At 76.5% G+C, this 25,904-nt stretch carries 24 protein-coding genes and 1 tRNA gene; 19 read left to right on the top strand and 6 right to left on the bottom strand.

Annotated features, from left to right (window positions below; genetic code table 11):
* The first annotated feature begins 47 nt into the window (after positions 1-47).
* The gene (locus AC2TDM_RS09365) at positions 48-2,252 is read left to right on the top strand and encodes a glycosyltransferase (RefSeq protein WP_484634436.1); all 2,205 of its coding nucleotides are present in this window, start codon (positions 48-50) and stop codon (positions 2,250-2,252) included.
* Positions 2,249-3,655 (top strand): nucleotide disphospho-sugar-binding domain-containing protein, encoded by a 1,407-nt coding sequence (locus tag AC2TDM_RS09360; RefSeq protein WP_090034349.1) that lies wholly within the window; start codon positions 2,249-2,251, stop codon positions 3,653-3,655. Before AC2TDM_RS09365 ends, AC2TDM_RS09360 begins: the two co-directional genes overlap by 4 nt.
* On the opposite strand, the gene AC2TDM_RS09355 is transcribed toward AC2TDM_RS09360, so the two are convergent.
* Together AC2TDM_RS09355 and AC2TDM_RS09350 are read right to left on the bottom strand one after the other, a co-directional pair.
* Complete coding sequence (locus tag AC2TDM_RS09355; RefSeq protein WP_203708922.1) at positions 3,627-4,127, bottom strand: hypothetical protein; 501 nt, start codon at positions 4,125-4,127, stop codon at positions 3,627-3,629. The genes AC2TDM_RS09360 and AC2TDM_RS09355 overlap by 29 nt on opposite strands.
* Positions 4,124-4,663: a P-loop nucleotide/nucleoside kinase family protein gene (locus tag AC2TDM_RS09350; protein WP_239078913.1), complete on the bottom strand. Its 540-nt coding sequence runs from the start codon at positions 4,661-4,663 to the stop codon at positions 4,124-4,126. The genes AC2TDM_RS09355 and AC2TDM_RS09350 overlap by 4 nt, the downstream gene beginning before the upstream one ends.
* Before the next feature lie 100 nt (positions 4,664-4,763).
* Here AC2TDM_RS09350 and AC2TDM_RS09345 point away from each other — a divergent pair, with 100 nt between their 5' ends.
* The 4 genes from AC2TDM_RS09345 (at position 4,764) to AC2TDM_RS09330 (ending at position 8,774) form a co-directional block, all read left to right on the top strand.
* The gene (locus tag AC2TDM_RS09345; protein WP_175499574.1) at positions 4,764-6,224 is read left to right on the top strand and encodes a lipopolysaccharide biosynthesis protein; all 1,461 of its coding nucleotides are present in this window, start codon (positions 4,764-4,766) and stop codon (positions 6,222-6,224) included.
* Positions 6,225-6,346: 122 nt separating this feature from the next.
* A complete protein-coding gene (locus tag AC2TDM_RS09340) occupies positions 6,347-7,294 on the top strand; it encodes a glycosyltransferase family 2 protein (RefSeq protein WP_139224486.1) in 948 nt (315 codons plus the stop codon).
* On the top strand, positions 7,294-7,887 hold the full coding sequence (locus AC2TDM_RS09335) for an acyltransferase (RefSeq protein WP_239078914.1): 594 nt from the start codon (positions 7,294-7,296) through the stop codon (positions 7,885-7,887). Before AC2TDM_RS09340 ends, AC2TDM_RS09335 begins: the two co-directional genes overlap by 1 nt.
* Entirely contained in the window at positions 7,887-8,774 is an 888-nt protein-coding gene (locus AC2TDM_RS09330; RefSeq protein ID WP_139224485.1) for a glycosyltransferase family 2 protein, read from the top strand. The genes AC2TDM_RS09335 and AC2TDM_RS09330 overlap by 1 nt, the downstream gene beginning before the upstream one ends.
* Before the next feature lie 9 nt (positions 8,775-8,783).
* Here the strand turns inward: AC2TDM_RS09330 and AC2TDM_RS09325 are convergent, their stop codons facing one another.
* A complete protein-coding gene (locus AC2TDM_RS09325) occupies positions 8,784-9,785 on the bottom strand; it encodes a glycosyltransferase (protein ID WP_484634435.1) in 1,002 nt (333 codons plus the stop codon).
* Positions 9,786-9,938: 153 nt separating this feature from the next.
* On the opposite strand from AC2TDM_RS09325, the gene AC2TDM_RS09320 reads away from it, so the two are divergent.
* From AC2TDM_RS09320 to AC2TDM_RS09295, 6 genes are all read left to right on the top strand, one after another.
* On the top strand, positions 9,939-10,409 hold the full coding sequence (locus AC2TDM_RS09320; RefSeq protein WP_484634434.1) for a ScoMcrA-related endonuclease: 471 nt from the start codon (positions 9,939-9,941) through the stop codon (positions 10,407-10,409).
* A 73-nt stretch (positions 10,410-10,482) separates the two neighbouring features.
* Positions 10,483-10,740 carry a hypothetical protein gene (locus AC2TDM_RS09315; protein WP_484634433.1) on the top strand — a complete coding sequence of 86 codons (258 nt, stop codon included), beginning with the start codon at positions 10,483-10,485 and terminating at the stop codon, positions 10,738-10,740.
* 172 nt (positions 10,741-10,912) lie between these two features.
* The gene (locus tag AC2TDM_RS09310) at positions 10,913-11,899 is read left to right on the top strand and encodes a diacylglycerol/lipid kinase family protein (protein WP_484634432.1); all 987 of its coding nucleotides are present in this window, start codon (positions 10,913-10,915) and stop codon (positions 11,897-11,899) included.
* Positions 11,900-11,976: 77 nt separating this feature from the next.
* On the top strand, positions 11,977-12,771 hold the full coding sequence (locus AC2TDM_RS09305) for an SDR family NAD(P)-dependent oxidoreductase (protein ID WP_484634431.1): 795 nt from the start codon (positions 11,977-11,979) through the stop codon (positions 12,769-12,771).
* Positions 12,771-13,490: an SDR family oxidoreductase gene (locus tag AC2TDM_RS09300; RefSeq protein ID WP_484634430.1), complete on the top strand. Its 720-nt coding sequence runs from the start codon at positions 12,771-12,773 to the stop codon at positions 13,488-13,490. Before AC2TDM_RS09305 ends, AC2TDM_RS09300 begins: the two co-directional genes overlap by 1 nt.
* A gap of 415 nt (positions 13,491-13,905) precedes the next feature.
* Entirely contained in the window at positions 13,906-14,445 is a 540-nt protein-coding gene (locus tag AC2TDM_RS09295) for a hypothetical protein (RefSeq protein ID WP_484634429.1), read from the top strand.
* A 25-nt stretch (positions 14,446-14,470) separates the two neighbouring features.
* On the opposite strand, the gene AC2TDM_RS09290 is transcribed toward AC2TDM_RS09295, so the two are convergent.
* Positions 14,471-14,543, bottom strand: a tRNA-Leu gene (locus AC2TDM_RS09290).
* Positions 14,544-14,675: 132 nt separating this feature from the next.
* Between AC2TDM_RS09290 and AC2TDM_RS09285 the strand changes: the two genes are divergently transcribed.
* Positions 14,676-15,314 carry an ANTAR domain-containing response regulator gene (locus tag AC2TDM_RS09285; protein ID WP_090034008.1) on the top strand — a complete coding sequence of 213 codons (639 nt, stop codon included), beginning with the start codon at positions 14,676-14,678 and terminating at the stop codon, positions 15,312-15,314.
* Between the two features lie 188 nt (positions 15,315-15,502).
* Positions 15,503-16,144 carry a GNAT family N-acetyltransferase gene (locus AC2TDM_RS09280; protein WP_239078869.1) on the top strand — a complete coding sequence of 214 codons (642 nt, stop codon included), beginning with the start codon at positions 15,503-15,505 and terminating at the stop codon, positions 16,142-16,144.
* Here AC2TDM_RS09280 and AC2TDM_RS09275 read toward each other — a convergent pair.
* Positions 16,060-16,410: a PaaI family thioesterase gene (locus AC2TDM_RS09275; RefSeq protein ID WP_239078873.1), complete on the bottom strand. Its 351-nt coding sequence runs from the start codon at positions 16,408-16,410 to the stop codon at positions 16,060-16,062. The two genes, AC2TDM_RS09280 and AC2TDM_RS09275, sit on opposite strands and share 85 nt — an antisense overlap.
* Positions 16,411-16,558: 148 nt before the next feature.
* Between AC2TDM_RS09275 and polA the strand changes: the two genes are divergently transcribed.
* Positions 16,559-19,369 carry a DNA polymerase I gene (polA, locus tag AC2TDM_RS09270; RefSeq protein WP_090033967.1) on the top strand — a complete coding sequence of 937 codons (2,811 nt, stop codon included), beginning with the start codon at positions 16,559-16,561 and terminating at the stop codon, positions 19,367-19,369.
* A 73-nt stretch (positions 19,370-19,442) separates the two neighbouring features.
* On the opposite strand, the gene AC2TDM_RS09265 is transcribed toward polA, so the two are convergent.
* Positions 19,443-20,270: a class I SAM-dependent methyltransferase gene (locus tag AC2TDM_RS09265; RefSeq protein WP_090033965.1), complete on the bottom strand. Its 828-nt coding sequence runs from the start codon at positions 20,268-20,270 to the stop codon at positions 19,443-19,445.
* A 248-nt stretch (positions 20,271-20,518) separates the two neighbouring features.
* On the opposite strand from AC2TDM_RS09265, the gene AC2TDM_RS09260 reads away from it, so the two are divergent.
* The 4 genes from AC2TDM_RS09260 to AC2TDM_RS09245 are packed head-to-tail and all read left to right on the top strand — an operon-like array spanning position 20,519 to position 25,874.
* Positions 20,519-22,150: an ABC transporter substrate-binding protein gene (locus tag AC2TDM_RS09260; protein WP_090034005.1), complete on the top strand. Its 1,632-nt coding sequence runs from the start codon at positions 20,519-20,521 to the stop codon at positions 22,148-22,150.
* Positions 22,151-22,159: 9 nt separating this feature from the next.
* Complete coding sequence (locus AC2TDM_RS09255) at positions 22,160-23,161, top strand: ABC transporter permease (protein ID WP_090033964.1); 1,002 nt, start codon at positions 22,160-22,162, stop codon at positions 23,159-23,161.
* Positions 23,158-24,096: an ABC transporter permease gene (locus AC2TDM_RS09250; RefSeq protein WP_090033962.1), complete on the top strand. Its 939-nt coding sequence runs from the start codon at positions 23,158-23,160 to the stop codon at positions 24,094-24,096. Before AC2TDM_RS09255 ends, AC2TDM_RS09250 begins: the two co-directional genes overlap by 4 nt.
* Positions 24,096-25,874, top strand: coding sequence for a dipeptide ABC transporter ATP-binding protein (locus tag AC2TDM_RS09245; RefSeq protein WP_090033960.1), 1,779 nt, complete (start codon positions 24,096-24,098; stop codon positions 25,872-25,874). Before AC2TDM_RS09250 ends, AC2TDM_RS09245 begins: the two co-directional genes overlap by 1 nt.
* The last annotated feature ends 30 nt before the right edge of the window (positions 25,875-25,904 follow it).

The raw sequence follows: 25,904 nt of genomic DNA, 5'->3' as shown, positions 1-25,904 counted from the left end.
GGGTTGGCCGTCGACGCCCGGCCCGTCTCCAGACCGGGGGATCCGCCGTGGGCATCCAGACCGCGCTCGACGCGCTGCGCGCCGCCGACCGCATCGTCGACGCCGTGCACCTCGCCGACGAGCTCGCCTTCGAGGCCAGCCGCGACCCCGGCGCCCGGACCGTGCGGGTCCTGCGCGGGGCGCTCGACGACGGCGACCAGCTCGCGGCGGTCGCGGCGGTGCACGCGCTCGGCGCGGTCGCCGACGAGGAGGCGTCGCGCGTCGTGAGCGGCCTCCTGTCGGACCCGCGTCCGTTCCTGCGCGAGCACGCCGCCTGGGTCATCGGCGGCGGGCTGCCCCGGCCCGACGCGGTCGCGCGCCTCGTCGCGCTGACGGCGACCGGCGGCTTCACCGGCATGCTGGCCCAGCGCAGCCTGGAGCAGTGGGCGGTGCACGCGCCGGAGCACGTGGCCCTCGGGCTGGAGGGCGCGCTCGTCGGCGTGCGGGAGCCCGGACCGCGGGCGCGGCTCGTGGAGACGCTCGGGCTCGTCCCGCACCCCCTGGCCGTCCGTCCGCTCATGGCGGTGGCCGCCGACGACGCCGAGGGCGAGACGGCGCGGGTCGCCGCGGTCGCGGCGCTCGGGGACCGGCCCGGCGTGCCCGCGGTGCTCGCCCTGCTCGACCGGCTCGCGGCCGCGCCGGGGCACCTGGCCGACGTGGCGCGCCTCGCGCTGCTGGACGCGGAGGCGGCCGCGCCGGGTGCGGCCGCGGCGCGCGGTCGTCCCGACGCCCCGGTCGACGGGGGAGGGGCCGGTGACGGCCTCACCGTCGGCCAGCTGTTCCTGCACGCGGACGTCGACGCCTGCCTGACCGCGGCCGGCGCGGGGGACAACGGCGGCATCGCCACGCTCCTCGTGCGGCTGGGCGACGCGCTCGTCGTGCCGGGCGCGGGCGCGTCCTCGGGCGACGAGCGGGTCGCCCGCGTCGTGACGCTCTCGCGCGGCTCGGCCGTGGAGGCGCGCGCGGACCTGGCCGGGCTCACCCGGCCCGGCCACGTGTACGGGCGCGTGCCCCTGCTCCACGACCCCGTGCCGGCGCCCGCCGCCTGGCCGCTGCGCGTCGCGGCCCGGCGCGGCATCCGCCGGGTGGTGCGGGCGGCCGGCGTGGACGTCCTGCACCTGCGCATGGCCGACGTCGGGAGCCTCGCGGCGGCCGACGTCGCGCGCGAGCTCGACATCCCGGTGGTGTTCACCCTCGCGCCCGACCCGCACGCCGTCATCCACTCCCTCGACCTGTCCGGCCGCCTGCGGCGCGACAACCTCGGCGACGTCGACGTCGCCGAGCACTTCTGGTTCCGCGCCCGGCTCGTGCAGCGGCTGGCCGCGAACGCCGCGCACACCGTGCTGTTCCCGCGCCCCTCGCTGCGCAAGGACGTGCGCCGCCTCGTCGGCGTCGACATCGCGGCCCGCCCGGAGCGGCACACCGTCGTCCCCGAGGGGGTGGACCTCGGCGTCGTCGAGCGGGCCGTGGCCGAGGCCTCCGCGCACGCGCGGGGCGGCGAGCCGACGGCGCCGCTGGCGGAGCTGCGCGCACTCGTCGCGGGCCTGGCGCCCGAGCGCCGGGGGCTGCCCCTCGTCGTCAGCGTCGGGCGGCTGCACCGCGTGAAGGGCATGGCCACGCTCGTGGAGGCGTGGGCGGCGGGCGGGCTGCGCGAGCGGGCGAACCTCCTCGTCGTCGGCGGGGACGTGCAGCAGCCCTCCGACGACGAGCGCGAGCAGCTCGACCGCATCGCCGCCGTCGTCCCGCCGGCGGAGCGGGCGGCGGCGGGGCTGCTGCTGCCCGGTCACCGGCCCAACGACGTCGTCGCGCGCTGGGTCGCCGCGGTGCGCACGGGGCTGCCCGGCCTCGTCGCCCCGCAGGGCGTCTACGCCTGCGCCAGCGTCAAGGAGGAGTTCGGCATCGCGCTGCTCGAGGCGATGGCCTCGGGCCTGCTCGTCGTGGCCCCCGACGGCGGCGGCCCCGCCACGTACGTCGTGGAGGGCGTCACCGGGTTCCTCACGGCCACCTGGGACCGCGACCGGCTGGCGGCCGCGGTGGGGGCGGCGCTCGACGCGTCGCTGGCCGAGACCGACGACCGCCGCGCGGCGCGCTCGCTGCGGACGGTGCAGCGCAGCTTCACCGTCGAGCGGATGGCCGCGACGCTGGGCACCGTGTACGCCGGCGTCGTGACCGAGGACCGCGCGGGCCGCGTCGCGGCGGCGGTGCCGGCATGACGCTGCTCGTCGTCAGCCCCGACTACGCCTCTCACCTGCTGCCGCTGGCCGCGGTGGCCGCCGCGTGGCGCGACGCCGGTGAGCGCGTCGTCGTCGCGTCGGGACCGGCCACGGCCGGCATCGTCGAGAGGTTCGGGTACGAGCGCGTGCCGCTCACCCTCGGCCGGGGGTCCAACCCGGGAGTCATCCGCGCCGAGGCCCAGGTCCGTGCGGAGGCCGACTCCCTGCAGGGGTTCTTCGACGCCACCCGGCGCGGGATGGTCCCGACGCTGGCGTACCAGGCGCGCGAGCGGCTGGTGGACCTCATGTGGCGACCCGTCGAGAAGGCGCGCGAGACGCTGGCCGTCGTCGACGCGGTCCGGCCGGACGCGGTCCTCGTCGACCACCTCGCCTACAGCGCGCGGCTCGGGCTCGAGGCGGGGCAGGTGCCCTACGCCGACGTCGTGCTCGGGCACCCCACGGCCCTGCCCGTGGGTGACGAGGTCTACGGCCGGCCGCCGGCCTGGCCGCGGGCGTTCCGTCCCGATGCCGCGGCGCTCTCGGAGCTCGACGCGCTGTGCCGGCGTGTCGCGGACCGGTTCACCACCCAGTGGCGCGCGGCGGCGGCACAGGTGGCGGGGCCGGGGGCGGCAGCCGGGACCGGGGTGACCGACGCCTTCGCGCTGCACGGGCCCCTCGTCCTGTTCAACTACCCGGCGGAGCTGACCGACCCGGCGCGCACGCCCCTGCTGCCGCCGCACGTGCACCTCGGCGCCGCCCTGCGCGACGAGCCCGCCGACCCGCAGGTGGACGCGTGGCTGCGCGACGAGGAGCCGTTCGTCTACGTCAGCCTCGGCAGCTTCCTGTCGGTCCGCGGCGACGTGCTGGCTCGCGTGGCCGCCGGGCTCCGGGCGGCGGGCGTCCGGGCGGCGGTCGCGTGCGGCACGACGCCGGTGGACGCCCTCGGTCCCGTGCCGGCCGGCTGGCTCGTGCGCGAGCACCTGCCGCAGGTGCGGCTGCTGCGCCGGGCCGCGGTGGCCGTCACGCACGGGGGCAACAACTCCGTGACGGAGGCCGTCGCCACCGCCACCCCGATGGTCGTGCTGCCCTTCTCGACGGACCAGTTCGCCGGGGCCGCGGCCCTCGAGCGCACCGGCGCGGGCGTCGTCCTCGACCCGAACCGGGCGACGGCCGACGAGCTGCGGGCGGCGGTGCTCGCCGCGCTCGACCCCGGGATGCCCGGGACCGCCGTCCTGCGCGCGACGGCCGACGCCGTGGCCGCCGATCCGGGTCCGGCGCGGGCCTTCCGCGCGGTCACAGGTGCGGTCACAGGTGCGGTCACGGGTGCGGTCACGGGTGCGGTCACCGGTGCGGCAGCGGGCAGCGCGCCGGGGGCTACGCCCGGGCTCGCGCCGGTGCGCTGACGGCGGCCGCCGTGGCGCCGCAGGCCGCGACGAGGGCGCACACGAGGCGGACCCGGTCGGCGCGCCGCAGCCGCCGCAGCAGCGTGGGGGCCGGTCCCTCCCGGCCCAGCCGGCGGTGGGTGGGGGCGGCTACGGCGGCCGTCGTCGCCGCCGCCGCGGCCGAGGCCGTCAGGGGCACGAGCAGGAGCGGTTGCCGGGCCACCGCGGGCAGCGCCCGCAGGCACGCGGCGGCGAGCACGCCGTAGACGGGCGCGACGACGACCGCGATCCGCCGGGAGTGGGCCGCGTGCGCGGCGGCGAACCGGTCGGCCGGCACCTCCGCCAGCGCCGGGTAGACGACGCGGGTGACGACGGCCTGGAACCCCAGGTGCAGGGCGCACGCGGCGAGGAGCGCTCCGGGACCGGCCGTCGTCGCGCCGACGGGCCCTCCGGCGCGGTCGCCGCCCTGCGGCCCGCCCTCGGGACGCCTCACGGGCGCACCTCCCGCCCGTCGCGCAGGACCCGCAACGGCCCCTCCTCCGGCGTCGGCACCTCGAACCCGTCCACGTGCGCGGCGGCGACCTCGGGCGCGAGCACGACGTCGTCGGGTGCGCGGCCCCGACGTGCCGCCACCCGGCGCAGCGCCTCCGCCCGCGGCGTGTCGACGTACCACGTCTCCGCCTCCACGCCGACGCCGTGGACCAGTGCCCGGTAGTCGTCCCGGCTCGCACGGGTCGCGAAGGAGAAGTCGAGCACCACGCGCCCGCCCGCCGCGAGGACCTCCAGCAGCCGTCCGCGCAGCACGGCGTCGACCTCCTCCGCCACCTCGACGGTGACGGGGTGCGCGCGGTGGCCCCGCCGCCACGTCTCGTCGTCGACGGACAGACGCACGAAGCCCCGCGCCTCCAGCCCCCGCGCCACGGTCGTCTTGCCGGCGCCCGAGGGGCCGCACATGAGCACGACGCGCGCGGCCGTCGAGGGCAGCGGGGTGCCCGGCGGGGGGAGCGGCGACGTGGGCAGCACTTCCACCCCGTCACCCTAGGGGCGCGTCACCCGTCCGGCCCCGCCCGCAGGGATGACGGCGCCGGCACCCCCCGAGGGTGCGCAGGGCGGCGGGTACCGTCGGGGCGTGCCGGGCGACTTCCGCGAGCGGGCCCTGCGCGGCACGGGCTGGGTCGCGCTGTCGACGTGGGTGCTGCGCCTGTCCGGGCTGGCAACCTTCGCGGTGCTGGGGCGGCTGCTGCTGCCCGCCGAGATCGGCACGGCGGCCCTGGCGCTCGGGGTCGCCGGGTTCGTCGCCGCGGTCCTCGACCTCGGCTTCGGCACGTACCTGGTCCGCAGCCGGGAGGTCGACGAGGACGACGTCGCCACCGCGTTCTGGCTGGTGCTGGCGCAGGCCGTCGCGGCCACCGCCCTCGTCCTGGTGCTGGCGGAGCCGCTCGCGGCCGCCCTCGGGGAGCCCGGCCTGGCACCGGTGCTGCGCGCGGTGGCCCCGGTGGCGCTGCTCACGGCACCCGCCGCGGTCCCGACCGCCCTGCTGCTGCGGGACCTGGCGATGCGGCCGCTCGCGCTGCGGGAGGTCGTGGCCGGTCTCGTCGGGGCCGTCGTCGGGGTGTCCGCGGCGCTCGCCGGGGCCGGCGTGTGGAGCATCGTCGCGCAGACCCTCGCGCAGACGGTCGTCGCCACGGGCCTGGTGCTGGCGCTGCACCCCTGGCGGCCGCGCCTGCGGTTCTCCCGGCCGGCGGCGGTGCGGATGGCCCGCTTCGGGCTGCCGCTGCTGGGGACCTCGCTCGTCCAGCAGCTGCGCGACCGGGTGGACCAGTTCCTGCTCGGCGCGGTCGCCGGGACCACCGTGCTGGGCTACTGGGCGGTGGCCACTCGCATCCTGGCGGTCGTGGCGCAGGCGACGATCTCCGTCCTCGACCAGGTCGGGCTGCCGGTCTTCGCCCGCTCGGGCGACGACGACCGCCGGCTGGCGCGGACGTTCTCCACCGCCACGGCCTACGCCACCCTCGCGCTCGGTCCCGCGGTGGCGGCCGTCGGCGCCCTCAGCCCCGTGCTCCTGCCCCTCCTGTTCGGTCCGCAGTGGGGCCCCTCGGTCGTGCCGGCGCAGCTGCTGTGCGCCGCCTACGGCGTCGGGGCGCTGTCGTACTTCGCCCGGGCGGTGTACCTCACCCGGGGGCGCACGGGCCTGGACCTCGCCCTCACGGCGGTCGCGCTCGTCGTGCACGTGGTGGTCGTGGTCCTCGCCGGACCGCACGGTCTCGTCGTGCTGAGCGCGGCCCTGATCGGCGAGTCCGTGCTGCTCCTGGCCCTGCACGCGCTCGTGCTGCGACGGGTCGTCGCCGTCGGGGCCTCGGCCTGGGTGCCGGGTGCCCTGGCGCTCGGCGCGAGCGGGGCCGCCTTCGGCGGAGCCACGGCGGTCCTGCAGCTCCCCGGCCCGCGGGCCGCGGTCGTCGCCGCCGCGGTGCTGGCCGGGGTGGTGACCTACACCGGACTCGTGCGCCTGCTGCTGCCGGCGCTCCTCGCCGAGGTCGTGCGGGACGTCCGCACGGTGCTGCGCCGGCGCGGCGGTGGTGCGTCCGGGTGAACCCGCCGTGGGCCACCCGCCGAGCCCCTGCGGCACGCCCCCGGCGGCACCGATACTGGCACCGATACTGGCAGCGGCACTGGCAGCGGTACCGGCAGCAGGGCCGGCAGGACGGGGTGACGATGCGGGCTTCGGTGATCGTGCGGGCGCGCGACCGCGCGCACACGATCGAGACGGCCCTGCGGGCGCTGCGCTCGCAGACCGTGCCGGTGGAGGTGGTGGTCGTCGACTCGGGGTCGACGGACGGCACCGTCGAGATCGCCGAGCGGTGGGCCGACCTCGTCCTGCACGTGGCGCCGGCGGACTTCACCTACGGCGGGGCCCTCAACGTCGGGGCGGCGGCGGCCTCGGGGGACGTGCACCTCGCGCTGTCCGCGCACTGCGCGCCGGCCTACGACGACTGGGTCGAGCGCTCCATGGCCCACTACGCCGACCCGCGCGTCGCCGCGACCAACCAGGCGGGCCGCACGCCCTCCGGCGTCCCCCTGCGCCGTCCCTACGCGCAGACCCGCGACGACGTCCGCCGGGACCCGTACTGGGGCTTCTCCAACCACGGGTCCTCGTGGCGGGCCTCGGTGTGGCGGGAGCTGCCGTTCCGGGAGGACCTCGTCGCGTGCGAGGACAAGGAGTGGTCCTGGCGGGTCCTGGCGGCGGGCTGGACCGTCCTGTTCGACCCCCACCTCTACGTCCCCGCGATGCACCGGGCGACGGAGACGCTGCCCGTCACCTTCGCCCGGCACCGCAAGGAGTCGGCGGCGTTCGCGGCGCTCGGCGCGATCCCGCGCCCGGGGCCCCGGGACCTCCTGCGGACCGTGGCACGCGCGCCGCTGCCCGACGAGTTCTCCCGCTGGCCGGACCCCGTGCGCCGCGTGACGCCGTGGCGCCTCGCACGGCTGCTCGGCGACCACGTGGGCGCCCAGGTCCCGTGGGGGACGGCGCACCCCACGCTCGACGAGACGCTCCCGCCGACGACGGGCTCCACGACCGGCCCGACGACGGACCCGAGTGCCGACCCGGGTACCGACCCGGGTACCGACCCGACGACGGGCACCGCGACGGGGACGGCGTAGTGCGGGGCCTCGCCGCGCTGCGTCGCCGCGCCCGCGGGCTGGAGCCGCCGCCCGACCCGTTCGGCGCCGACCCGGCGGTGCCGGGCCCACCCCCGGCACGGTGGAGCCTCGCGGTCAACGTCCTGTCGATGTGGACCTCCTGGAGCCCCGGCCACCGTGCCGCCTGGCTGCGGCTGTGCGGGGTGCGCCTCGGGCCGGGCGTCCTGGTCCAGCCGTGCCACATCGGCTCGCCCCGCGTCGTCATCGGCGAGCGCTCCTACATCGGGGTCGGCTGCACGCTCGACGCGCGGGACAAGATCACGATCGGCGCCCGCGTGGCGCTGGGCGACGAGGTCATGCTCCTCACGAGCACGCACGCCCTCGACGACCCGGCGCAGCGTGCGGGCACACCCCTGGGCCGCCCCGTGCACGTCGGCGACGGGTGCTGGCTCGGCGCGCGCGTGACCGTCCTGCCCGGCGTGACCATCGGCGAGGGGTGCGTCGTCGCCACGGGCGCCGTCGTCGTCCGCGACTGCGCGCCGCACGGCCTCTACGCCGGCGTGCCCGCCCGGCGCGTCCGCGACCTGCCGACCGATCCTCCGGCGCAGGCGTGATGCCCGCAGCGACGGTCGTCGTGCGCTGCCGCGACGAGGCGCCGGCGCTCGAGCGGGCCCTGGCGAGCCTCCGGGCGCAGACGGTGCGGCCGCAGGTCGTGGTCGTCGACTCGGGCTCGGTCGACGGGTCGCTCGAGGTCGCGCGGCGGATGGCGGACACCGTGCTGACGGTCCCACCCGAGGCCTTCACCTACGGCGGCGCGCTGAACCTCGGCGCCGCGCACGCGGACGCCGCCGTCCACCTCGCGCTGTCCGCGCACTGCGTCGCCGGGCCGCACTGGGTCGAGCGGAGCCTGGCCCTCCTCGCGGAGGACGGCGTCGGTGCCGCGAGCGGGCGGCGGCTGGACCCGACCGGCCGGCCGATCGTGGGGCGCTACCTGCAGACCCCCGACGACGCCCGGCGCGACCCCTTCTGGGGCCTTAGCAACCACGCCTCGTCGTGGCGGCGGGAGGTGTGGGAGGCCGAGCCCTTCCGGGAGGACCTGGCCGCCTCGGAGGACCTCGAGTGGTCGTGGCGCGTGCTGGCGCGCGGCTGGTCGGTCGCCTTCGCCCCCGACGTCGAGGTGCCGATGCCGCACCGACGGCACGCCCGCCCCGACGTCCTGTGGCGCAAGATCGGTCGCGAGGTCGCCGCGGTCGCCGAGCTGCGCGACCTGCCGGCGCCGTCCCTGCCGGCCGTGATCCGGCACGTGCTCGTGCCAGATCCGCGGACCAGCACGCGGCCGCCCCTGCTGCGGGTCGTCAGCCCCTACCGCGTGCTCGAGGTGCTGGCCCACGACGCCGCCCTGCGCCGCAGCGCCCGGGCCCGCGGACGTGCCGGTGCAGGTCCCGCTGCAGGTTCCGGCGTGGGCCCGACCTCCTCGGGCGGCGCGACGGGGGCGGTCTGACGACGCCCGTCAGGACGTGCGTGCGGGGACGGCCGCGCCGGACCAGCCGCGCTCGCCGGCCGCCGCGACCCCCCGCCGCGTCTCCACGGCGCACACCGTCTGCGCCAGGAAACGGGCCGGCGCGCCCGTGCCCGGCACCCGGGTGACGAGGGCGTGGGCGCCCACCGCGGCGTCGACGACGGTGCCCGCGACCGGTGTCGTCGCCACCGCCTGCGCCACCGCCCCCAGGGCGAGGGCCAGGGGCCGGCGCCGGTGCGTGACCCCCCGCGGCACGGCACCCCCGCTCACCCCCAGCACCTCGTGGTGCACGCGCTCGAGGTGGGAGCGGTGGGCTCCCGTCTCGAAGCACTCCCGCCGCCAGGCCGCCATCCCGCGCTCGAACAGGTGCTCGGCGTGCAGCCCCCGGTCGAAGACGCCCCGGTAGCCGGCGGCGAGGGCGCGCATGCCGAAGTCGCGGTCCTCCTGCCGGCGGTAGACCTCGTCGCCCGGGGTCTCGAGCCCGATCCGCAGCGCGGCGTCCCGGCGCAGCGAGAAGTGGCCGGCCCAGAAGTGCAGCAGCACGTCGTCGCCCGCCTCCCACCCGGCGCTCGCGGCCGCGTAGGCGCGGGCGTAGATCTCGGCGACCGCGCGCCGCTCGCGGGGCACGCGCCGGGGGTCGTTGGGCATGTGCCCGACGAGCACGAGGCACGGGTCGTCGGCCCGCGCGTGCGCGGCGGCGTGCGCGCCGGGCAGCCCGGGACCGGGGAGGACGTCGTCGTCGAGCAGGAGCAGGAGGTCCCCGGTGGCCTCCTCCGCGCCGCGCTGCCGGGCCGCGGCGAGCCCGCGGTTCGGCTGCAGGACCGGGCGGACGCGGGGGTCGGCGGCGCGCGCCCGGGCGAGCAGCTCCGCGGTGCCGTCCGTGGAGCCGTCGACGACGACGACGAGCTCGTGCAGCGCGGGGTCCGCGAGCAGGGGCCGCAGCACCCGGGGGAGGAGGTCGCGGCGCTGGTAGGTGGGGACGACGACCGACACGGCCGGGCCTCGCGACGAGCGCGGCATGCGACCTCCATCGGTCCTGTGGGTGCCCCCCGGTCCCACGCTAGCCCCGGCCGGGGGACCGGGCCCCCGACGTCATCCCGTCGGCGGCATACGCGACCCGTCCGGGTGACCTCGTAGGCTCGTCCTGTGGCGACGTTCTCCTCCCTGCAGCAGCAGCACGTCCTGGCCGCCCTCGCCGAGCACGCGCGGCTGGGCGCGGACGACTTCGCGTCGACCTACGGGTTCGGTGCCCCTTCGGGCTACGCCGTCGTGCACGAGGGGGAGCGGTACGACGCCGTCGCCGTGCTGGGTGTCGCGCACCGGTACGCCACCGGACGCCTCGCGACGCCCGAGGAGGTGACCAACGGGCTGCCGACGGCCCTCGCGATCCTCCGCCGACGGGGCTTCGAGGTCGCCGAACCCGCCCTGGCCGCCCGTCCCGCCGCCGCCGTGACCCGGTCGGCCCCCGCGCGCCGCACGCCCTGCACCCGCACGGCCGGTACCCGGGCGGCGACGGCGTCGCCCGCGCGCCGGGCGGCGACCGAGCGCGTGGCCGCCATCTGCCCGACCTGCGCCATGACGCTGCCCGCCACCGGCATCTGCGACGACTGCGGCTGACGCACCGGTTCGTCGCCCGCTGTTCACCTGGGCGACCTGGGCGGCGACGTCCGGGGCGGCCAGGATCGGCCCCGTGCTCCTCGTGCTCTGGCTCGCCGCCGCCGCCGTGGGGACCCTCGCGGTCGTCGGGGTCCGCGGCACGCTCGCGCTGCTGGGCGCGTGCGTCACGGCCGTCGTCGCCTGTGCCGCATGGGCGCTCGTGAGCTCGACCCCGACCGCGCTCGTCGCCCTGGCGTCGGCCACGGGGCTCGCCGCGGCGTGCGTCTGGCAGCTGCACGCGCTGGCGTCCGCCGCGCCGGTGCCCGACGAGGTGCTCAGCCCCGTCCTCTGAGCGTCGGCCGGTCCTCGGGCCGCGCCGACGGGACCGTCGTCCCCCGACCGGCGGACGCACCGCCGAGCGGTTGCCCGCCGGCGCCCGCACCACCACTGTGGTCCCGCACGCGACCACCGCCGGTGGCGCACGCCGGCCCCACGGCCGGGCCGCACGGGGAGGGGCAGCCGCGATGGGCGACGGGACAGGTACGAGCACGACGAGCCAGGACGTACGGACCGGTGACGCCACGGCCGGCCCGCTGCGCACCGCCGTCGTGTACAACCCCGTCCGCGTCGAGGGCCTCGACGAGCGCCGCCGCGTCGTCGAGGAGGCCCTGGCTGCCGCGGGCTGGCCCGCGCCCCGCTGGATCGAGACGACCGAGGACGACCCCGGCGCCGGGCAGGCTCGGCAGGCCGTCGCGGACGGCGCCCAGGTGGTCTTCGCGTGCGGCGGCGACGGGACCGTCCGGTCCTGCATCGAAGGCCTCGCCGGCGGCCCCGGCGCGCTGGCCGTGCTGCCCGCGGGCACGGGCAACCTGCTGGCGACGAACCTCGGGCTGCCCGACGACCCCGCCGCCGGCGTACGGGTCGTCGTCGAGCGCGGCCGCCGCCGTATCGACGTCGGGTACGTCGACGGGCAGGCCTTCGCCGTGATGGCCGGGATCGGCTTCGACGCCGCGCTGCTCGACGACGCGTCGACGCAGCTCAAGGCCCGCATCGGCCCGGCCGCCTACGTGGTGTCCGCGCTCAAGCACCTGCGCCGGCACCGCATCGACGTCCGCATCGAGCTCGACGACCGACCGCCGATGCGCCGGCGCGTCCGTTCCGTCGTCGTCGGGAACGTGGGGCGGCTGCAGGGCGGGGTGCTGCTCCTCGCGGACGCGGAGCCCGACAACGGGCAGATGGAGGTCGCGGTCCTGGCGCCGCGCACGCTGGGCGAATGGGCCGGTACGGCGTGGGGCGTGGCCCGGCGGCGGAAGCACGTGCCGCACCTGGAGACGTTCCGCGCCTCGCACGTCCGGGTGGTGGCGACCGAGCCGCACCGGCGCCAGCTCGACGGCGACGTCATCGAGCGCGGCCGCGTGCTCGAGGTGAGCATCAGCCCCGCGGCGCTGGACCTGTGCGTGCCGCAGCCCGAGCGGAGCGAGGACCTCAGCGAGGGGTCCGAGCGCCTGTAGGACGGACCGGCTCGTCGCACCCGTGCACGTCCGGTGCACGGCCCGCCCGTGCGCGTCGCATGGCACAGTGGGCGGGCATGGAGCTGGATCTGCAGGGCAGGGTCGTCCTCGTCACCGGTGCGGGCCGCGGCATCGGCCGCGCGATCGCGGAGACCTTCCTGCGGGAACGGGCGCTCGTCGTCGCCACGGACGTCGACGCCGCGGCCGTCGGGTGGGCCGAGCCGGCGGCGGCGGACGCAGGCACCACGGCGCTGGCCCTGACCTGCGACGTCCGGTCGGACGCCTCCGTGCAGGCCGCGGTCGACGCCGCCCTCGAGCGCTTCGGCCGCGTCGACGTGCTCGTGAACAACGCCGGGGTGCTCGGCGAGGGGCTCGTCGAGGAGGTCGACGCCTCGACGTGGACCACCGTGCTCGACGTCAACGTCACCGGCACGGTCCGCACGTGCCGGGCCGTCATCCCGGCGATGAAGCGCCAGGGCGGCGGCCGCATCCTCAACGCGGCGTCGTTCGCCGCGATCGTCCCGAGCGTGGGCAGCGCGGCGTACGCGGCGTCGAAGGCCGCCGTCGTGCAGCTCACCCGCGTCCTCGCCGGAGAGCTCGGCCCGTGGGGCGTCACCGTCAACGCCTACGCGCCCGGCATGGTGCCGACGGAGCTCAACGGCTTCCGCGAGAAGGACCAGGCCACCCAGGACCGGCTCCTGGACACGCTGACGCTGCGGCGGTGGGGCGAGCCGCAGGAGGTCTGCGACCTGCTGTGCTTCCTCGCCAGCGACGCGGCGCGCTACATCACCGGCACCCTCGTCGACGTGAGCGGCGGCAAGCTCGCCACCCAGCTCCCCCAGCGCGCCTACGAGATCGCGGGGCTGCGCTGATGGCGGACGCGCGGGTGCTGTGGGTCACCGGTGCCGGCAGCGGCATGGGCCGGGCGGCGGCCGTCGCGTGCGCCGGCGGACGCCGCGTCGCGCTCAGCGGCCGGCGCCAGGACCGGCTGGAGGAGACGGCGCGGCTCGTGGAGAGCGCCGGCGGCGAGGCGCTGGTGCTGCCGCTGGACGCGCGGGACGGCGACGCCGTCGCCCGTGCGCACGCCACCCTGCGGTCGGCGTGGGGCCGGGTGGACGACGTGGTCCTCTCGGCGGGTCTCAACACGCCGCGCCGCACGTGGGCCGACCAGTCGACCGACGAGGTGCGCGCGGTCCTCGACACGAACCTCACCGCCGCCGTCCTGGTGGTCGACGCCGTGCTGCCCGACCTGCGCGTCGCGGGCGGGCAGGTCGTCGTCGTGTCGTCGTACTCGGCCTGGCGCTTCACGCCCTACGCCGGAGTGGCCTACAGCGCGAGCAAGAGCGCCCTGCGCGCGCTGTGCCAGACGCTCAACGCGCAGGAGGCCGCGCACGGCGTCCGTGCCTGCCACCTGTGCCCGGGCGACGTGGACACGGAGTTCCTCGCCCTGCGTCCGCAGGTCCCCGACGAGTCGGCGCGGTCCGTCATGCTCCGGCCGGAGGACGCGGGGCGTGCCGTGGCCTTCGTGCTCGCGTCGCCTCCCGGGGTCCGCGTCGACGAGCTCGTCATCAGCCCCGTCGCGCAGGTCTGACCCCTGCCCGGGTGGTCGCGTCGCCCGGTCGGCAGTCGTTCCGCACCGCGGACGTCCCCGCCCCGGGGCGCCACGACCCGTGACTTCACGGCCCGTGAGGAGGCCGGCTGCCGGTCCGCCCCGCCGCAGGCGGACCCGGTCGACGGACCCGGCGACCGGTCGGCGCGTCGGTGATCCCGCGGCGGCGGTCGGCCGGGCACGGCTAGGCCTCGGCGGCTGCACCAGCGCGGGCAGGGGAGTCGTGAGCGCCCTGTGTCGGTCCGGAGGGGCTGCTGTGGGCGGCGACGGGTGCAGTGGCCCTGCTCCCTACGCTCCCCGGATGACCTCCTCACCGTTCGACGCGGTCCCGGGCGCCGGTCCTCGGCGGAGCAGGCGGGAACACCCGCGGGCAGCGCGGTCCTTGCGTGTGGGCGCCGTGCTCGGCGCCGCCCTCGCCGTCGGCCTGGCGCTCGTCGGGGAACGGCTGCCCACCGTCGTCCTGGGTTCGTGGGTGCTACGGCTCGAGGTGCCGGCCCTCACCCTGGCCGTCCTGGTCCCGGTGGCGTCCGCGGTCGCCTCGGCACTGGCCCCGCTGCGCAGCTGGGTGCCGCGGGCGCTGCTGGCGGTGGTGGTGGCGGTGGCATGGGCGTCCGCCGGGTGGGTCGCGTTCCTGGGGTGGGCGGCGTGCTGGAGCGTGCTGGAGCCCGCCGGACCCGGCGGGTGCCGGGTCGTCGTCAAGGAGATCTCCTTCCTGCTACTCGGCGGCGGCGACGGGTTCGTGCTGGCGCCCGGGCAGCGGGTCCTGGACGATCCGCAGACGACGTACGGGGCGGACGACGGGTACCCGCCGATCGCCGCGGGGACCTACTCGCTGCGCTGGGAGGGCGACACCGCTCGTCTCCGGCTGTGGAGCGCCTACCCGCAGGGTGCACCCATCACCGATCAGCCCGACCCGCTCACCTGTCCGGGGCCGTGACGGCACGTCGATGCACCGCCTGATGTGCCCCGAGTGGGATTCGAACCCACACTGGATCGGGTTTGAGCCGAACGCCTCTGCCGTTGGGCTATCGGGGCCGGCCAGCAACGATACCGGCGCCCGGCCGTGCCCCGCGGAGCGCCGGGACCGGTGTGGCCCGCGCCGCACCGCGGGCCGCGGCCGGGCACCACTACGATGTCCGCGTGAGCAGCGAGAAGAACCCGGACGTCGTGGTCGACGTCAAGCCGTCGGCCGGCCCCGCCCCCGAGGCGCCCGCGACCGGCACCCGTCCGAAGCGCCGCGCCGTCGTCGCGGAGGACGAGGCCCTCATCCGCATGGACGTCGTGGAGACGCTGCGTGAGGCGGGCTTCGACGTCGTCGGGGAGGCGGGCGACGGCGAGCAGGCGGTGGCCCTCGTCACCGAGCTCAAGCCCGACGTCGTCGTCATGGACGTCAAGATGCCCAACCTCGACGGCATCTCCGCCGCCGAGCGCATCGGCAAGGCGCACCTGGCCCCGGTCGTGCTGCTGACGGCCTTCTCGCAGACGGAGCTCGTCGAGCGGGCGCGGGACGCGGGCGCGATGGCGTACGTCATCAAGCCGTTCAGCCCGGCCGACCTCCTTCCGGCCGTCGAGATCGCGATCTCGCGCTACGCGCAGATCACCGCGCTGGAGTCCGAGGTCGCGGACCTCGCCGAGCGCTTCGAGACCCGCAAGCGCGTGGACCGCGCCAAGGGCCTCCTCATGACGAAGATGGGGCTGACGGAGCCGGAGGCGTTCCGCTGGATCCAGAAGACGTCGATGGACCGCCGCCTCACGATGCGCGAGGTCGCGGACGCCGTCATCGACCAGGTCGGCGGCGCCGCCTGACGGTCGGGACCGCGTCGGTCGCGGCCGACCGGTCACCCGGCCGGGTGAAATGTCCGCTTGAGGTGTGACAGCGGTGGACGGCGCTGGTCGGTGGTGGCCGCGCTCGGTCATCATCGTCAGCGCCGACGTCCTGCAGGGGGCAGGGACGCCAGTCCAGGTCCAGCCACGTGCTCTGACGGAGGTGCTGCGTGCGTCCCGCCCCGGTGGTGCTCCCTGTCCGGTCCGAGGACCTCGACGACGTCGTCCGCCTCGCCCTCGCGGGGCGTGAGGAGGCCGCCGGCGCGCAGGTGTGCACCGGTGACCCCGACCGGCTGCGTGCCCAGCTCGGGGCGTACCTCGGCTCACCGGGCGGTCGCGGGCTGGTCGTGAGCGTCGACGGGCACCCCCTGGGGATGCTGCTCGCGCGCGTGGTGGGGCCGTCCCCCTTCTCGGACGCCGTCGTCCTCGAGGTCGAGACCATCTACGTCGCGGCGGAGGCGCGCCGGCGCGGTCTCGGGCACGCGCTCATGGCCGGGGCGGCGGACGTGGCGGCCGCCAGCGGGGCCACCGAGGTGTTCTGCGCCGGGCTGCCCGGCGCCCGCAGCATGCAGCGGTTCCTCGCCCGGCTCGGCTTCTCGCCCGCGGCCGGGCACCGCGTGGCGACGACGGGCGTGCTGCAGCGGCGGCTCGCGCAGGACGCCCTGGCCGTCCCGACGGGCGCCGGCAACCGCCACACGCGGCTGCTCGGCGTCCTGGAGGCCCGCCGTCAGGCGCGCGCGTCGAGGAGCATGCAGGTCAGCCTCCCCGTCGCGACCCTGCGCCCGGACGCGTCCTCCACCGTCACCTCGTAGGTCGCCAGCGTCCCGCCGCGGTGCACGGCCGTCGCCGTGCCCGTGACCACGCCCTCCGACGCCGAGCGGTGGTGGGTCACCGACAGCTCGATGCCGACCGCCCGCCGCCCGGCGCCCGCGTGCTCCTGCGCGGCCAGCGAGCCGACGGTCTCGACGAGGACGCCCGACGCCCCTCCGTGCAGCAACCCGTGGGGCTGGGTGTTGCCGGCGACGGGCATCGTCGCCACCGCGCGGTCCGGCGCCACCTCGCGCACCTCGATGCCCATGCGCTCGATCAGCGTGCCCCTCGTGGTCGGGCTCGTCGCCGATCTGGTCGTCGGGCCGGTCGTCGGGCCGGTCGTCGTGCTGGTCGTGGGGCCGGGCGTCGTGCCCTCGGGCAGGGGGGCGGGGACGGCAGCAGGGGCGGTGTCGGACATGGCGGCTAGGTTGGCACCCGTGACCGACGCACCCCCCTCCGCCGCGCTGAGCGACCCGCAGACGGACCCGCTGACGCCCTCTGCCGACGCCCCTGCCGACGGGACGGCGCCGACGCCGGGGTCGGCCGGACGGCTCCTCCTCATCGACGGCCACTCCATGGCGTACCGCGCCTTCTTCGCCCTGCCGGTCGACAAGTTCGCCACGTCGACGGGGCAGCCGACGAACGCGGTCTTCGGCTTCGTCTCGATGCTCGCCAACCTGCTGCGCGACGAGGAGCCGACGCACGTGGCCGTCGCCTTCGACGCCGGCCGGTCGACCTTCCGCACGGAGGAGTACGCGGAGTACAAGGGCACGCGCAACGCCACGCCGGAGCCGTTCCGCGGCCAGGTCGCCGTCGTCGAGCGGCTGCTGGAGACCATGCACATCCCGGTCCTCAAGAAGCCCGGCGTCGAGGCGGACGACGTCCTCGCCACGCTGGCCGGGCAGGCGGCCGCCGCCGGGCTGGAGGTGCTCGTCTGCACGGGGGACCGCGACGCCTTCCAGCTCGTCCGGCCGCACGTGACCGTGCTGTACCCGATCCGCGGGGTGTCCGAGCTGACGCGCATGACGCCGGAGGCGGTGGAGGCCAAGTACGGCGTCCCGCCCGAGCGCTACCCGGACCTCGCGGCCCTCGTGGGGGAGACGAGTGACAACCTGCCGGGCGTGCCGGGTGTCGGGCCGAAGACCGCGGCGAAGTGGATCGTCCAGCACGACGGGCTCGAGGGGGTGCTCGCAGCGGCGGGCTCCCTCAGCGGCAAGGCGGGTGAGTCCCTGCGGGCGAACGCGGACCAGGTGGCCCTGAACCGTCGGCTGAACGCGCTGCTGACCGACGTCGAGCTGCCGCTCGGACCGCAGGACCTCGCCGTGCGGCCGTGGGACCGCCAGGCGCTGCACGAGCTGCTGGACGAGCTCGAGTTCCGCACGCTGCGCGACCGCCTGTTCGCCATGCTGCCGACGGAGGGCGACGCGGCCGTCGAGGCCACGGTGGCCGCGCTGGAGCTCGTCGAGACGGGCGCGGGGGAGCTCGGGGCGTGGCTGGCGGAGCGCCGGGGCGACGTGCTCGGCCTCGACGTGCGGGGCAGCGGGGCACCGGCCGGCGGCGACGCCTGGGGCGTGGCCATCGCGGACGACGCCGGCCGCGCGGTCGCCTACGACCTGTCCGCGCTCGACCCGGCGGACGAGGACGCGCTCGTGGCCTGGCTGGGGGACGACGCGAGCCCCAAGTCGGTCCATGCGTCGAAGACGGCCTGGCACGCGCTGGCGGGCCGCGGCATCGACCTGCGCGGCGTCACCTTCGACACGGAGCTCGCGGCCTACCTCTGCCAGCCGGACCGCCGCGCGTACGACCTCCCGGACCTCGCGGTCGGCTACCTGCGGCGCGAGCTGACGGCGCAGGAGGAGGGCGCCCAGGGCGCCCTCGACCTCGAGCTCGACGGCGTGGGGGAGGGGCGCCGCGCCGCCGTGCGGGCCTCGGCCGTGCGCGACCTGGTGGAGGCCCTGGGCGACGAGCTCGCCGCCCGCGGCGTGAGCCGGCTCTTGACGGAGGTCGAGCTGCCGCTCGTCGGGGTGCTCGCCCGGCTCGAGCGCACGGGCATCGCGGTCGACGGGGAGCTGCTGGCCGAGCTGGAGGCGTCGTTCGACGGGCACGTGCGCGCCGCCGCCGCCGACGCCTACGCCGTGATCGGCCGGGAGGTGAACCTCGGCTCGCCCAAGCAGCTGCAGGAGGTCCTCTTCGACCAGCTCGACATGCCCCGGACCAAGCGCAACAAGACCGGGTACACCACCGACGCGGCGGCGCTGACGGACCTGTTCGCGCGCACGCAGCACCCGTTCCTCGAGCACCTGCTGGCCCACCGCGACGCGATCCGCCTGCGGCAGGTCGTCGAGGGGCTGCGCCGGTCGGTGGCTGCCGACGGCCGGATCCACTCGACCTTCCAGCAGACCATCGCGGCGACGGGCCGGCTCTCCTCGACCGACCCCAACCTGCAGAACATCCCCATCCGCACCGACGCGGGCCGGCAGATCCGCCGCGCCTTCGTCGTCGGGCCGGGGTACGAGACGCTGATGACCGCGGACTACTCGCAGATCGAGATGCGGATCATGGCGCACCTGTCCGGCGACGAGGGGCTCATCGCGGCCTTCCGCTCGGGCGAGGACCTGCACTCCTACGTCGGCTCGCGGGTGTTCTCGGTGCCCACCGACGAGGTGACGCCGGCGATGCGCTCGAAGATCAAGGCGATGAGCTACGGCCTGGCCTACGGGCTGTCGGCGTACGGGCTCTCGCAGCAGCTGTCGATCCCGGCGTCCGAGGCGTCGGCCCTCATGACCGACTACTTCTCGCGGTTCGGCGGCGTGCGCGAGTACCTCGACGGGGTCGTCGACCAGGCGCGCGCCACGGGCTACACCGCCACGCTGCTCGGCCGGCGTCGCTACCTGCCCGACCTCACGAGCGACAACCGCGTGCGCCGCGACGCCGCGGAGCGCATGGCCCTCAACGCGCCGATCCAGGGCAGTGCGGCCGACCTCATCAAGCTCGCGATGCTCGGGGTCGACCGCGAGCTGGCCGCGCGGGGGCTGGGCTCCCGCATCCTGCTGCAGGTGCACGACGAGCTCGTCGTCGAGGTCGCGCCGGGCGAGCGGGAGGACGTCGAGGCGCTGCTGCGCGAGCAGATGGCGGGTGCCGGGGAGCACCTGCCCGACGGCCCGCTCGACGTGCCCCTCGACGTGTCCGTCGGCATCGGGACGAGCTGGCACGCCGCCGGTCACTGAGGCCGGGGGCGGGCGCGGGCCGGGCGTCCGCGGGTCGGTGGGCCGCGCAAGGGGTCGGCGGGTCGCCCGGGGGTCAGCCGGGCAGGCGGCAGCAGAAGATGGCCGTGCCGGGCAGGGACGCGCGCTGCGGCCCCCACCCGCCCCAGACCCGGTCGTGCCCAGCCGGCCACTCGGGCTCGACGAGGGCCTCCAGCACGAAGCCGGCAGCCACGAGGAGCCCGACGTGGTCGCCGACCGTGCGGTGGTACTCGGCGTAGAGCACCGTGCCGTCCTCCGCGGTCTCCACGTACGGGCGCCGGTCGAAGTACGAGCGCGCGACGGTCAGCCCGGCGGCCGTCGGGACGTCGGGGAACGCCCAGCGCACCGGGTGCGTCACCGAGAACACCCACCGCCCGCCGGGTCGCAGGACGCGCGCCACCTCCGCATGCACCCGGTCCGGGTCGGGCACGAAGGGCAGCGCGCCGTACGCCGTGAAGGCCACGTCGACGCCACCGTCGGCGAACGGCAGCGCCCGCGCGTCGGCCTGCACGAGCGGGGGACCGCCGTCGCCGGGCGCGTCGAGGCGCCGACCGGCCCGCAGCATCCCGGCGGAGACGTCGGTGGCGACGGCTCGCGCACCCCGCGCCCGCAGCCACCGCGACCCCTGCGCCGCGCCCGCGCCCACCTCGAGGACGACGGCGCCCGCGACGTCGCCGAGCAGGTGCGCGTCGGACTCGCGCAGCCCCTCGGGGCACCACAGCAGGTCCGCCGACCCGAGGAACTCGCCGTGCTCGGCCAGGTACTCCTCCGCGTTGGCGTCCCACCACCCGCGCGCGGCCGCGCCCCCGGCGGCGTCGGGGACGGACCGGTAGCCGGCCTCGGCGAGCGGCGGCAGGGCGGGCGGGTGGCTCTCGTCGGGCACGCGCCCATCCTGACGTGCGGAGACGGACCGGGTCCGGCGCCGGAGGGCGGACGGACCGGACGAAGGTTGCGATTCGGTCACAGTCGTCGCCGCACCACGACACAGGTACCACCGCGTAACGATTCCGTGACGCGCTGCCCCTAGGGTCGGCCCCCTGCGACCGGCGGCCCGTGCCCGCCGGCGCCCGACGAGAGGTGGAGCAGGTGAAGTCCCAGTGGAAGGCCGCGGCCGGCCTCCTGGCGGTGGGCATGGTCCTCGCCGCGTGCGCGGAGAGCGACCGCGACTCCGCCGACGGCGCGACCGCCGGTGCGGCGGCCGGTGAGGGCCGCGACACGTTCATCTTCGCCGCGTCGTCCGACCCCGCGTCGCTCGACCCCGCGTTCGCCAGCGACGGCGAGTCGTTCCGCGTCGCCCGGCAGATCTTCGAGGGCCTCGTGGGCGTCGAGCCCGGCACGGCCGACCCGGCGCCGCTCCTGGCGGAGTCGTGGGAGGTCAGCGACGACGGCCTGGACTACACGTTCACGCTGAAGGAGGGCGTGCAGTTCCACGACGGCACGCCGTTCGACGCGGACGCCGTGTGCTTCAACTTCGACCGGTGGAACAACTTCACCGGCATCCTGCAGGCCGAGTCCCTGTCGTACTACTGGGGCAAGGTCAACGGCGGCTTCGCGACGAGCGACGTCCCCGAGCTCAACGGCACGGGCAAGTACGAGTCGTGCGCGGCGCCCGACGCCGCAACCGCGGTGATCCACCTCAAGTCGCCGCTGCCGGAGCTCGTCGCCGCGCTGTCCCTGCCCGCGCTGTCGATGCAGTCGCCGACCGCGCTGACCGAGTACGAGGCCGACGCCGTCAGCGGCGAGGCCGACGCGCCCGTCCTGCCCGAGTACGCCACGGCGCACCCCACCGGCACGGGCCCGTTCGTGTTCGAGTCCTGGAGCCCGGGCGAGGAGGTCGTGCTCACGGCCAACGAGGACTACTGGGGCGAGCAGGGCCAGGTCCGCCGCATCGTCTTCCCGATCATCTCCGACGCCACCGCCCGCCGGCAGGCGCTGCAGGCCGGGGACATCGACGGCTACGACCTCGTCGGGCCGGCGGACGTCGCCGCGCTCGAGGAGGAGGGGTACCAGATCGTCAACCGCGACCCCTTCAACGTCCTGTACCTCGGCATGAACCAGGCCGACCCGGACCTCGCCGACATCCGCGTCCGGCAGGCGATCGCGCACGCGATCGACAAGGAGGCGCTCGTCGCGCAGACCCTCCCCGAGGGCACGGAGGTGGCGACGAACTTCGTCCCGCCGTCGGTCGCGGGCTGGAACGACGAGGTCACGACCTACGAGTACGACCCCGACCGTGCGCAGGAGCTGCTCGCCGAGGCCGGCAAGTCCGACCTGACGATCGACTTCAACTACCCGACGAACGTGTCGCGGCCCTACATGCCCACGCCGGAGCAGACGTTCACGGCCATCGCGGCGGACCTCGAGGCCGTCGGCATCACCGTCAACCCCGTGCCGCAGCCGTGGAGCCCGGACTACCTCGACACCATCCAGGGCGGCACGGAGCACGGCCTGCACCTGCTGGGCTGGACCGGCGACTACAACGACACGTACAACTTCATCGGCGTGTTCTTCGGCGGCCCGTCCAACGAGTGGGGCTTCGACAACCCCGAGCTGTTCCAGCAGATCGGCGACGCGCGCTACCAGGCGGACGTCGACGAGCAGACCGCGGCCTACGAGGCGGCCAACGCGGCGATCATGGACTTCCTGCCGGGCATCCCGCTCGCGCACCCGGTCCCGTCGCTGGCGTTCAAGCCCGACGTCCAGGGCTACCCCGCGTCGCCCGTGCAGGACGAGGTCTACAACGTCGTCACGCTGGGGGACTGAGCCGCAGCGATGGTCAGGCTGATCCTGCGGCGTCTGGCGCTGCTCGTCCCGACGCTGCTCGGGCTGTCCGTCCTGCTGTTCGCGTGGGTGCGTGCTCTCCCGGGAGGTCCGGCGACGGCCCTCCTGGGGGAGCGCGCCACCCCCGAGGCGGTGGAGCGCATCAACGCGCTCTACGGCTTCGACCGGCCGATCGTCGAGCAGTACGTGCGCTACCTCGGCCAGCTCGTGACGGGGAACTTCGGCGTCTCGACCCGCACGGGCCGGCCGGTGCTCGAGGAGTTCGCCTCGCGCTTCCCGGCGACGGTCGAGCTGACCGTCCTGGCGCTGCTCCTCGCGGTCGCGGTCGCGATCCCGCTCGGCTACCTCGCCGCGCGGCACCAGGGCCGCACCCTCGACCACCTCACGGTGGTCGCGTCGCTGCTCGGAGTGACGGTCCCCGTGTTCTTCCTCGCGTTCCTGCTCAAGTACGCCTTCGCGGTCGAGCTCGGGTGGTTCCCGTCGTCGGGCCGCCAGGACCCGGCGATGATCGCGACGCACCCCACCGGCCTGTACGTCCTCGACGGGCTGCTCACGCGGGAGTGGGACGCGAGCTGGGACGCCCTCGTCCACCTGGTCCTGCCGGCGCTGGCCCTCGGGTCGATCCCGCTGGCCGTCATCGCCCGGATCACCCGCGCGTCGGTCATCGACGTGCAGTCGGCGGACTACGTGCGCACCGCGCGCGCCAAGGGCCTCCTGCCGCGCCACGTGCGCGACCGGGTCGTGCTGCGCAACGCGCTGCTGCCGGTCTCGACGACGATCGGCCTGCAGGTGGGGCTGCTGCTGTCGGGGGCGGTGCTCACCGAGACGGTATTCGCCTTCCCGGGCATCGGGTCCTTCCTGGCCGAGGCCGTCTTCAACCTCGACTACGCCGTCCTGCAGGGCTTCATCCTCATCATCGCGGTGGTGTACGCGCTCGTGAACCTCCTCGTCGACGTCTCGTACGGGCTCATCGACCCCCGGATCGCGCGATGAGCGCCGCCGAGGTGCACGAGGTCCTGCCCGCGGGTCCGGGGCCCGGGTCGCGGCCTTCCGGGGACGTGGCCGGCCAGTCGCTGTGGCGCGTGGCGTGGCGGCGGCTGCGCCGCAACCCCGGCGCCATCGCGGGCGCCGCGATCGTCGCCGTCTTCGTCCTCGTCGCGGTGCTCGCGCCGCTGCTGGCGCCCTACGACGCGGGCGCGCTGCCCGGCCGCGCGGAGGTGCGGCCCACGCTCATCCCCGGGCCGTCCGACGCGTACCCGCTCGGGCTGGACCGCTACGGCGCCGACCTGCTGTCCCAGCTCATCTGGGGTGCGCGGGCGTCCCTGCTCATCGGCGTGCTGTCCACCGTGCTGGGGCTGCTGGGCGGGATGCTGCTCGGGGTCCTCGCCGGCGGCGTCGGCGGCTGGGTGGACTCCGTCATCATGCGGCTCGTCGACCTCATGCTGTCCGTGCCGAGCCTGCTGCTCGCGGTCTCCATCGCCGCCGTCGCCGGGCAGACGCCGACGTCGGTCGTCGTCGCCATCGGCGTCGTGCAGGTGCCGATCTTCGCGCGGCTGCTGCGCGGGTCGATGCTCGCGCAGCGCGGGCAGGACTACGTGCTCGCCGCGAGCTCGCTGGGGCTCAGCCGACGGACGGTGACGATGACGCACGTGCTGCCCAACAGCGTCTCGCCCGTCATCGTGCAGGGCACCCTCATGCTGGCCACGGCCGTCATCGAGGCCGCGGCGCTGTCGTTCCTGGGCCTGGGCGGCGGCTCCCCGACGACGGCCGAGTGGGGGCGCATGCTCACCGCCGCGCAGGCCGAGCTCGAGATCGCCCCCCGGCTGGCGCTGTGGCCCGGTGCCTGCATCGCCGTGACCGCGCTCGGCTTCACCCTGTTCGGCGAGGCGCTGCGCGAGGCCCTCGACCCGCGCCAGAGGAGGCGTTGATGAGCGAGGCACCGCTGCTGAGCATCCGGGACCTCGAGGTCTCCTTCCGCACGGACGCGGGGACGACGACGGCCGTGCGCGGCGTGTCGTTCGACGTCCGCGCCGGCGAGACCGTGGCCGTCGTCGGGGAGTCGGGTTCGGGCAAGTCCACCACCGCGGCCGCGGTCATCGGCCTGCTGGCGGGCAACGGCCGCGTCACCGGCGGGCAGATCCTCCTCGACGGGGTGGACCTGGCGGCGCTGCCGCCGACCGAGCTCGCACGCCTGCGCGGCTCGCGCATCGGCATGGTCCCGCAGGACCCCATGTCGAACCTCAACCCGGTGCGCCTCGTCGGGCGGCAGGTCGACGAGACGCTCGTCGACAACGAGGTCGTGCCCGCGGGCCGGGCCCGCGCGCGCACGGTCGAGCTGCTGGAGGAGGCGGGACTCCCCGACGCCGGGCGCCGTGCGCGGCAGTACCCGCACGAGTTCTCCGGCGGCATGCGCCAACGGGCGCTCATCGCGATGGGACTGGCGGCGCGGCCGGCCCTGCTCATCGCCGACGAGCCGACGTCCGCGCTGGACGTCACCGTGCAGCGCACGATCCTCGACAACCTCACCGAGCTCACCCGGTCCCTCGGGGTGGCGGTCCTCCTCATCACCCACGACCTCGGCCTCGCGGCCGAGCGGGCGCAGCGCGTCGTCGTCATGTACGGCGGCGAGGTCGTCGAGCAGGGGCCGTCGGAGGCGCTCCTCCGCGCGCCGCAGCACCCTTACACGCGCCGGCTGCTGGCGGCGGCGCCGTCGCTGGCCTCGCGCCGCATCGAGCTGGCCAAGCAGGGCGTCCTCGGTGCCGACGCGGTGGCGGCCGACCTCCTGGCGACGACGGCGGGCGAGCACGGCCACGGCGCCGCCGCACCGGCCGGCGCCGCGGCGGGTGCGCGTGCCGACGTCGCGGCCCGAGGTGGCGTCGGGACGCCCCTCGTCGAGGTCGAGCACGTGTCCAAGGTCTTCTCGCTGCGGGGCAAGGGCCTGCTCGCGCGGTCGCAGCCGTTCACCGCGGTCGACGACGTGTCGTTCGTCGTGCCCCGCGGGCGCACGGTCGCGGTCGTGGGGGAGTCGGGCTCCGGCAAGTCGACGGTGGCGCGGATGATCCTCGGCCTGCTGACGCCGTCGTCGGGCCGGATCCGGTTCGACGGCGAGGAGGTGGCCTCCGGGGACCGTGTCGACCGGGCCGCCCAGGTGCGGTTCCGCCGCCGGGTGCAGCCGATCTTCCAGGACCCCTACGCCTCGCTCGACCCGCTGTACACGATCTACCGGACGATCGAGGAGCCGCTGCGCGTCCACCGCGTCGGGGACGCGGCGGCCCGGCGCGACCGCGTGCACGCCCTCATGGACGACGTGGCCCTGCCGCACGACCTGCTGCGCCGGTACCCCGGCGAGCTGTCGGGCGGGCAGCGCCAGCGCGTCGCCATCGCCCGCGCGCTCGCCCTGGAGCCCGAGCTCGTCGTCTGCGACGAGGCCGTGTCGGCGCTCGACGTCGTCGTGCAGTCCCAGGTGCTGCACCTGCTGGCCGACCTGCAGGCGCGGCTCGGGCTGTCGTACCTGTTCATCAGCCACGACCTCGCGGTCGTGCGGCAGGTGGCCGACGAGGTGTGCGTCATGCAGGGCGGGCGCGTGGTGGAGCGGGGGAGCGTCGACGACGTGTTCGAGCGCCCGGCGACGGACTACACGCGCTCCCTGCTCGCCGCGATCCCCGGGCGGGGGCTGCAGCTCGGCGCCGGCGGGGACGCGGCGTAGCCCTGCAGCGGTCGTCGCGCCGCGCGTCGC

It is taken from the genome of Cellulomonas sp. plas2, assembly GCF_057221735.1.
The sequence above is the reverse complement of the archived record's forward strand: the minus strand, read 5'-3'. Positions and strand labels throughout refer to the sequence as shown.

Coding starts and splice junctions, on each gene's coding strand:
- AC2TDM_RS09300 (WP_484634430.1), top strand. CDS start 12,771: ATGGCGGACGCGCGGGTGCTGTGGGTCACCGGTGCCGGCAGCGGCATG.
- AC2TDM_RS09255 (WP_090033964.1), top strand. CDS start 22,160: ATGGTCAGGCTGATCCTGCGGCGTCTGGCGCTGCTCGTCCCGACGCTG.
- polA (WP_090033967.1), top strand. CDS start 16,559: ATGGCGGCTAGGTTGGCACCCGTGACCGACGCACCCCCCTCCGCCGCG.
- AC2TDM_RS09360 (WP_090034349.1), top strand. CDS start 2,249: ATGACGCTGCTCGTCGTCAGCCCCGACTACGCCTCTCACCTGCTGCCG.
- AC2TDM_RS09275 (WP_239078873.1), bottom strand. CDS start 16,410: ATGGGCATCGAGGTGCGCGAGGTGGCGCCGGACCGCGCGGTGGCGACG.
- AC2TDM_RS09260 (WP_090034005.1), top strand. CDS start 20,519: ATGGTCCTCGCCGCGTGCGCGGAGAGCGACCGCGACTCCGCCGACGGC.
- AC2TDM_RS09245 (WP_090033960.1), top strand. CDS start 24,096: ATGAGCGAGGCACCGCTGCTGAGCATCCGGGACCTCGAGGTCTCCTTC.
- AC2TDM_RS09305 (WP_484634431.1), top strand. CDS start 11,977: ATGGAGCTGGATCTGCAGGGCAGGGTCGTCCTCGTCACCGGTGCGGGC.
- AC2TDM_RS09310 (WP_484634432.1), top strand. CDS start 10,913: ATGGGCGACGGGACAGGTACGAGCACGACGAGCCAGGACGTACGGACC.
- AC2TDM_RS09330 (WP_139224485.1), top strand. CDS start 7,887: ATGCCCGCAGCGACGGTCGTCGTGCGCTGCCGCGACGAGGCGCCGGCG.
- AC2TDM_RS09250 (WP_090033962.1), top strand. CDS start 23,158: ATGAGCGCCGCCGAGGTGCACGAGGTCCTGCCCGCGGGTCCGGGGCCC.
- AC2TDM_RS09340 (WP_139224486.1), top strand. CDS start 6,347: ATGCGGGCTTCGGTGATCGTGCGGGCGCGCGACCGCGCGCACACGATC.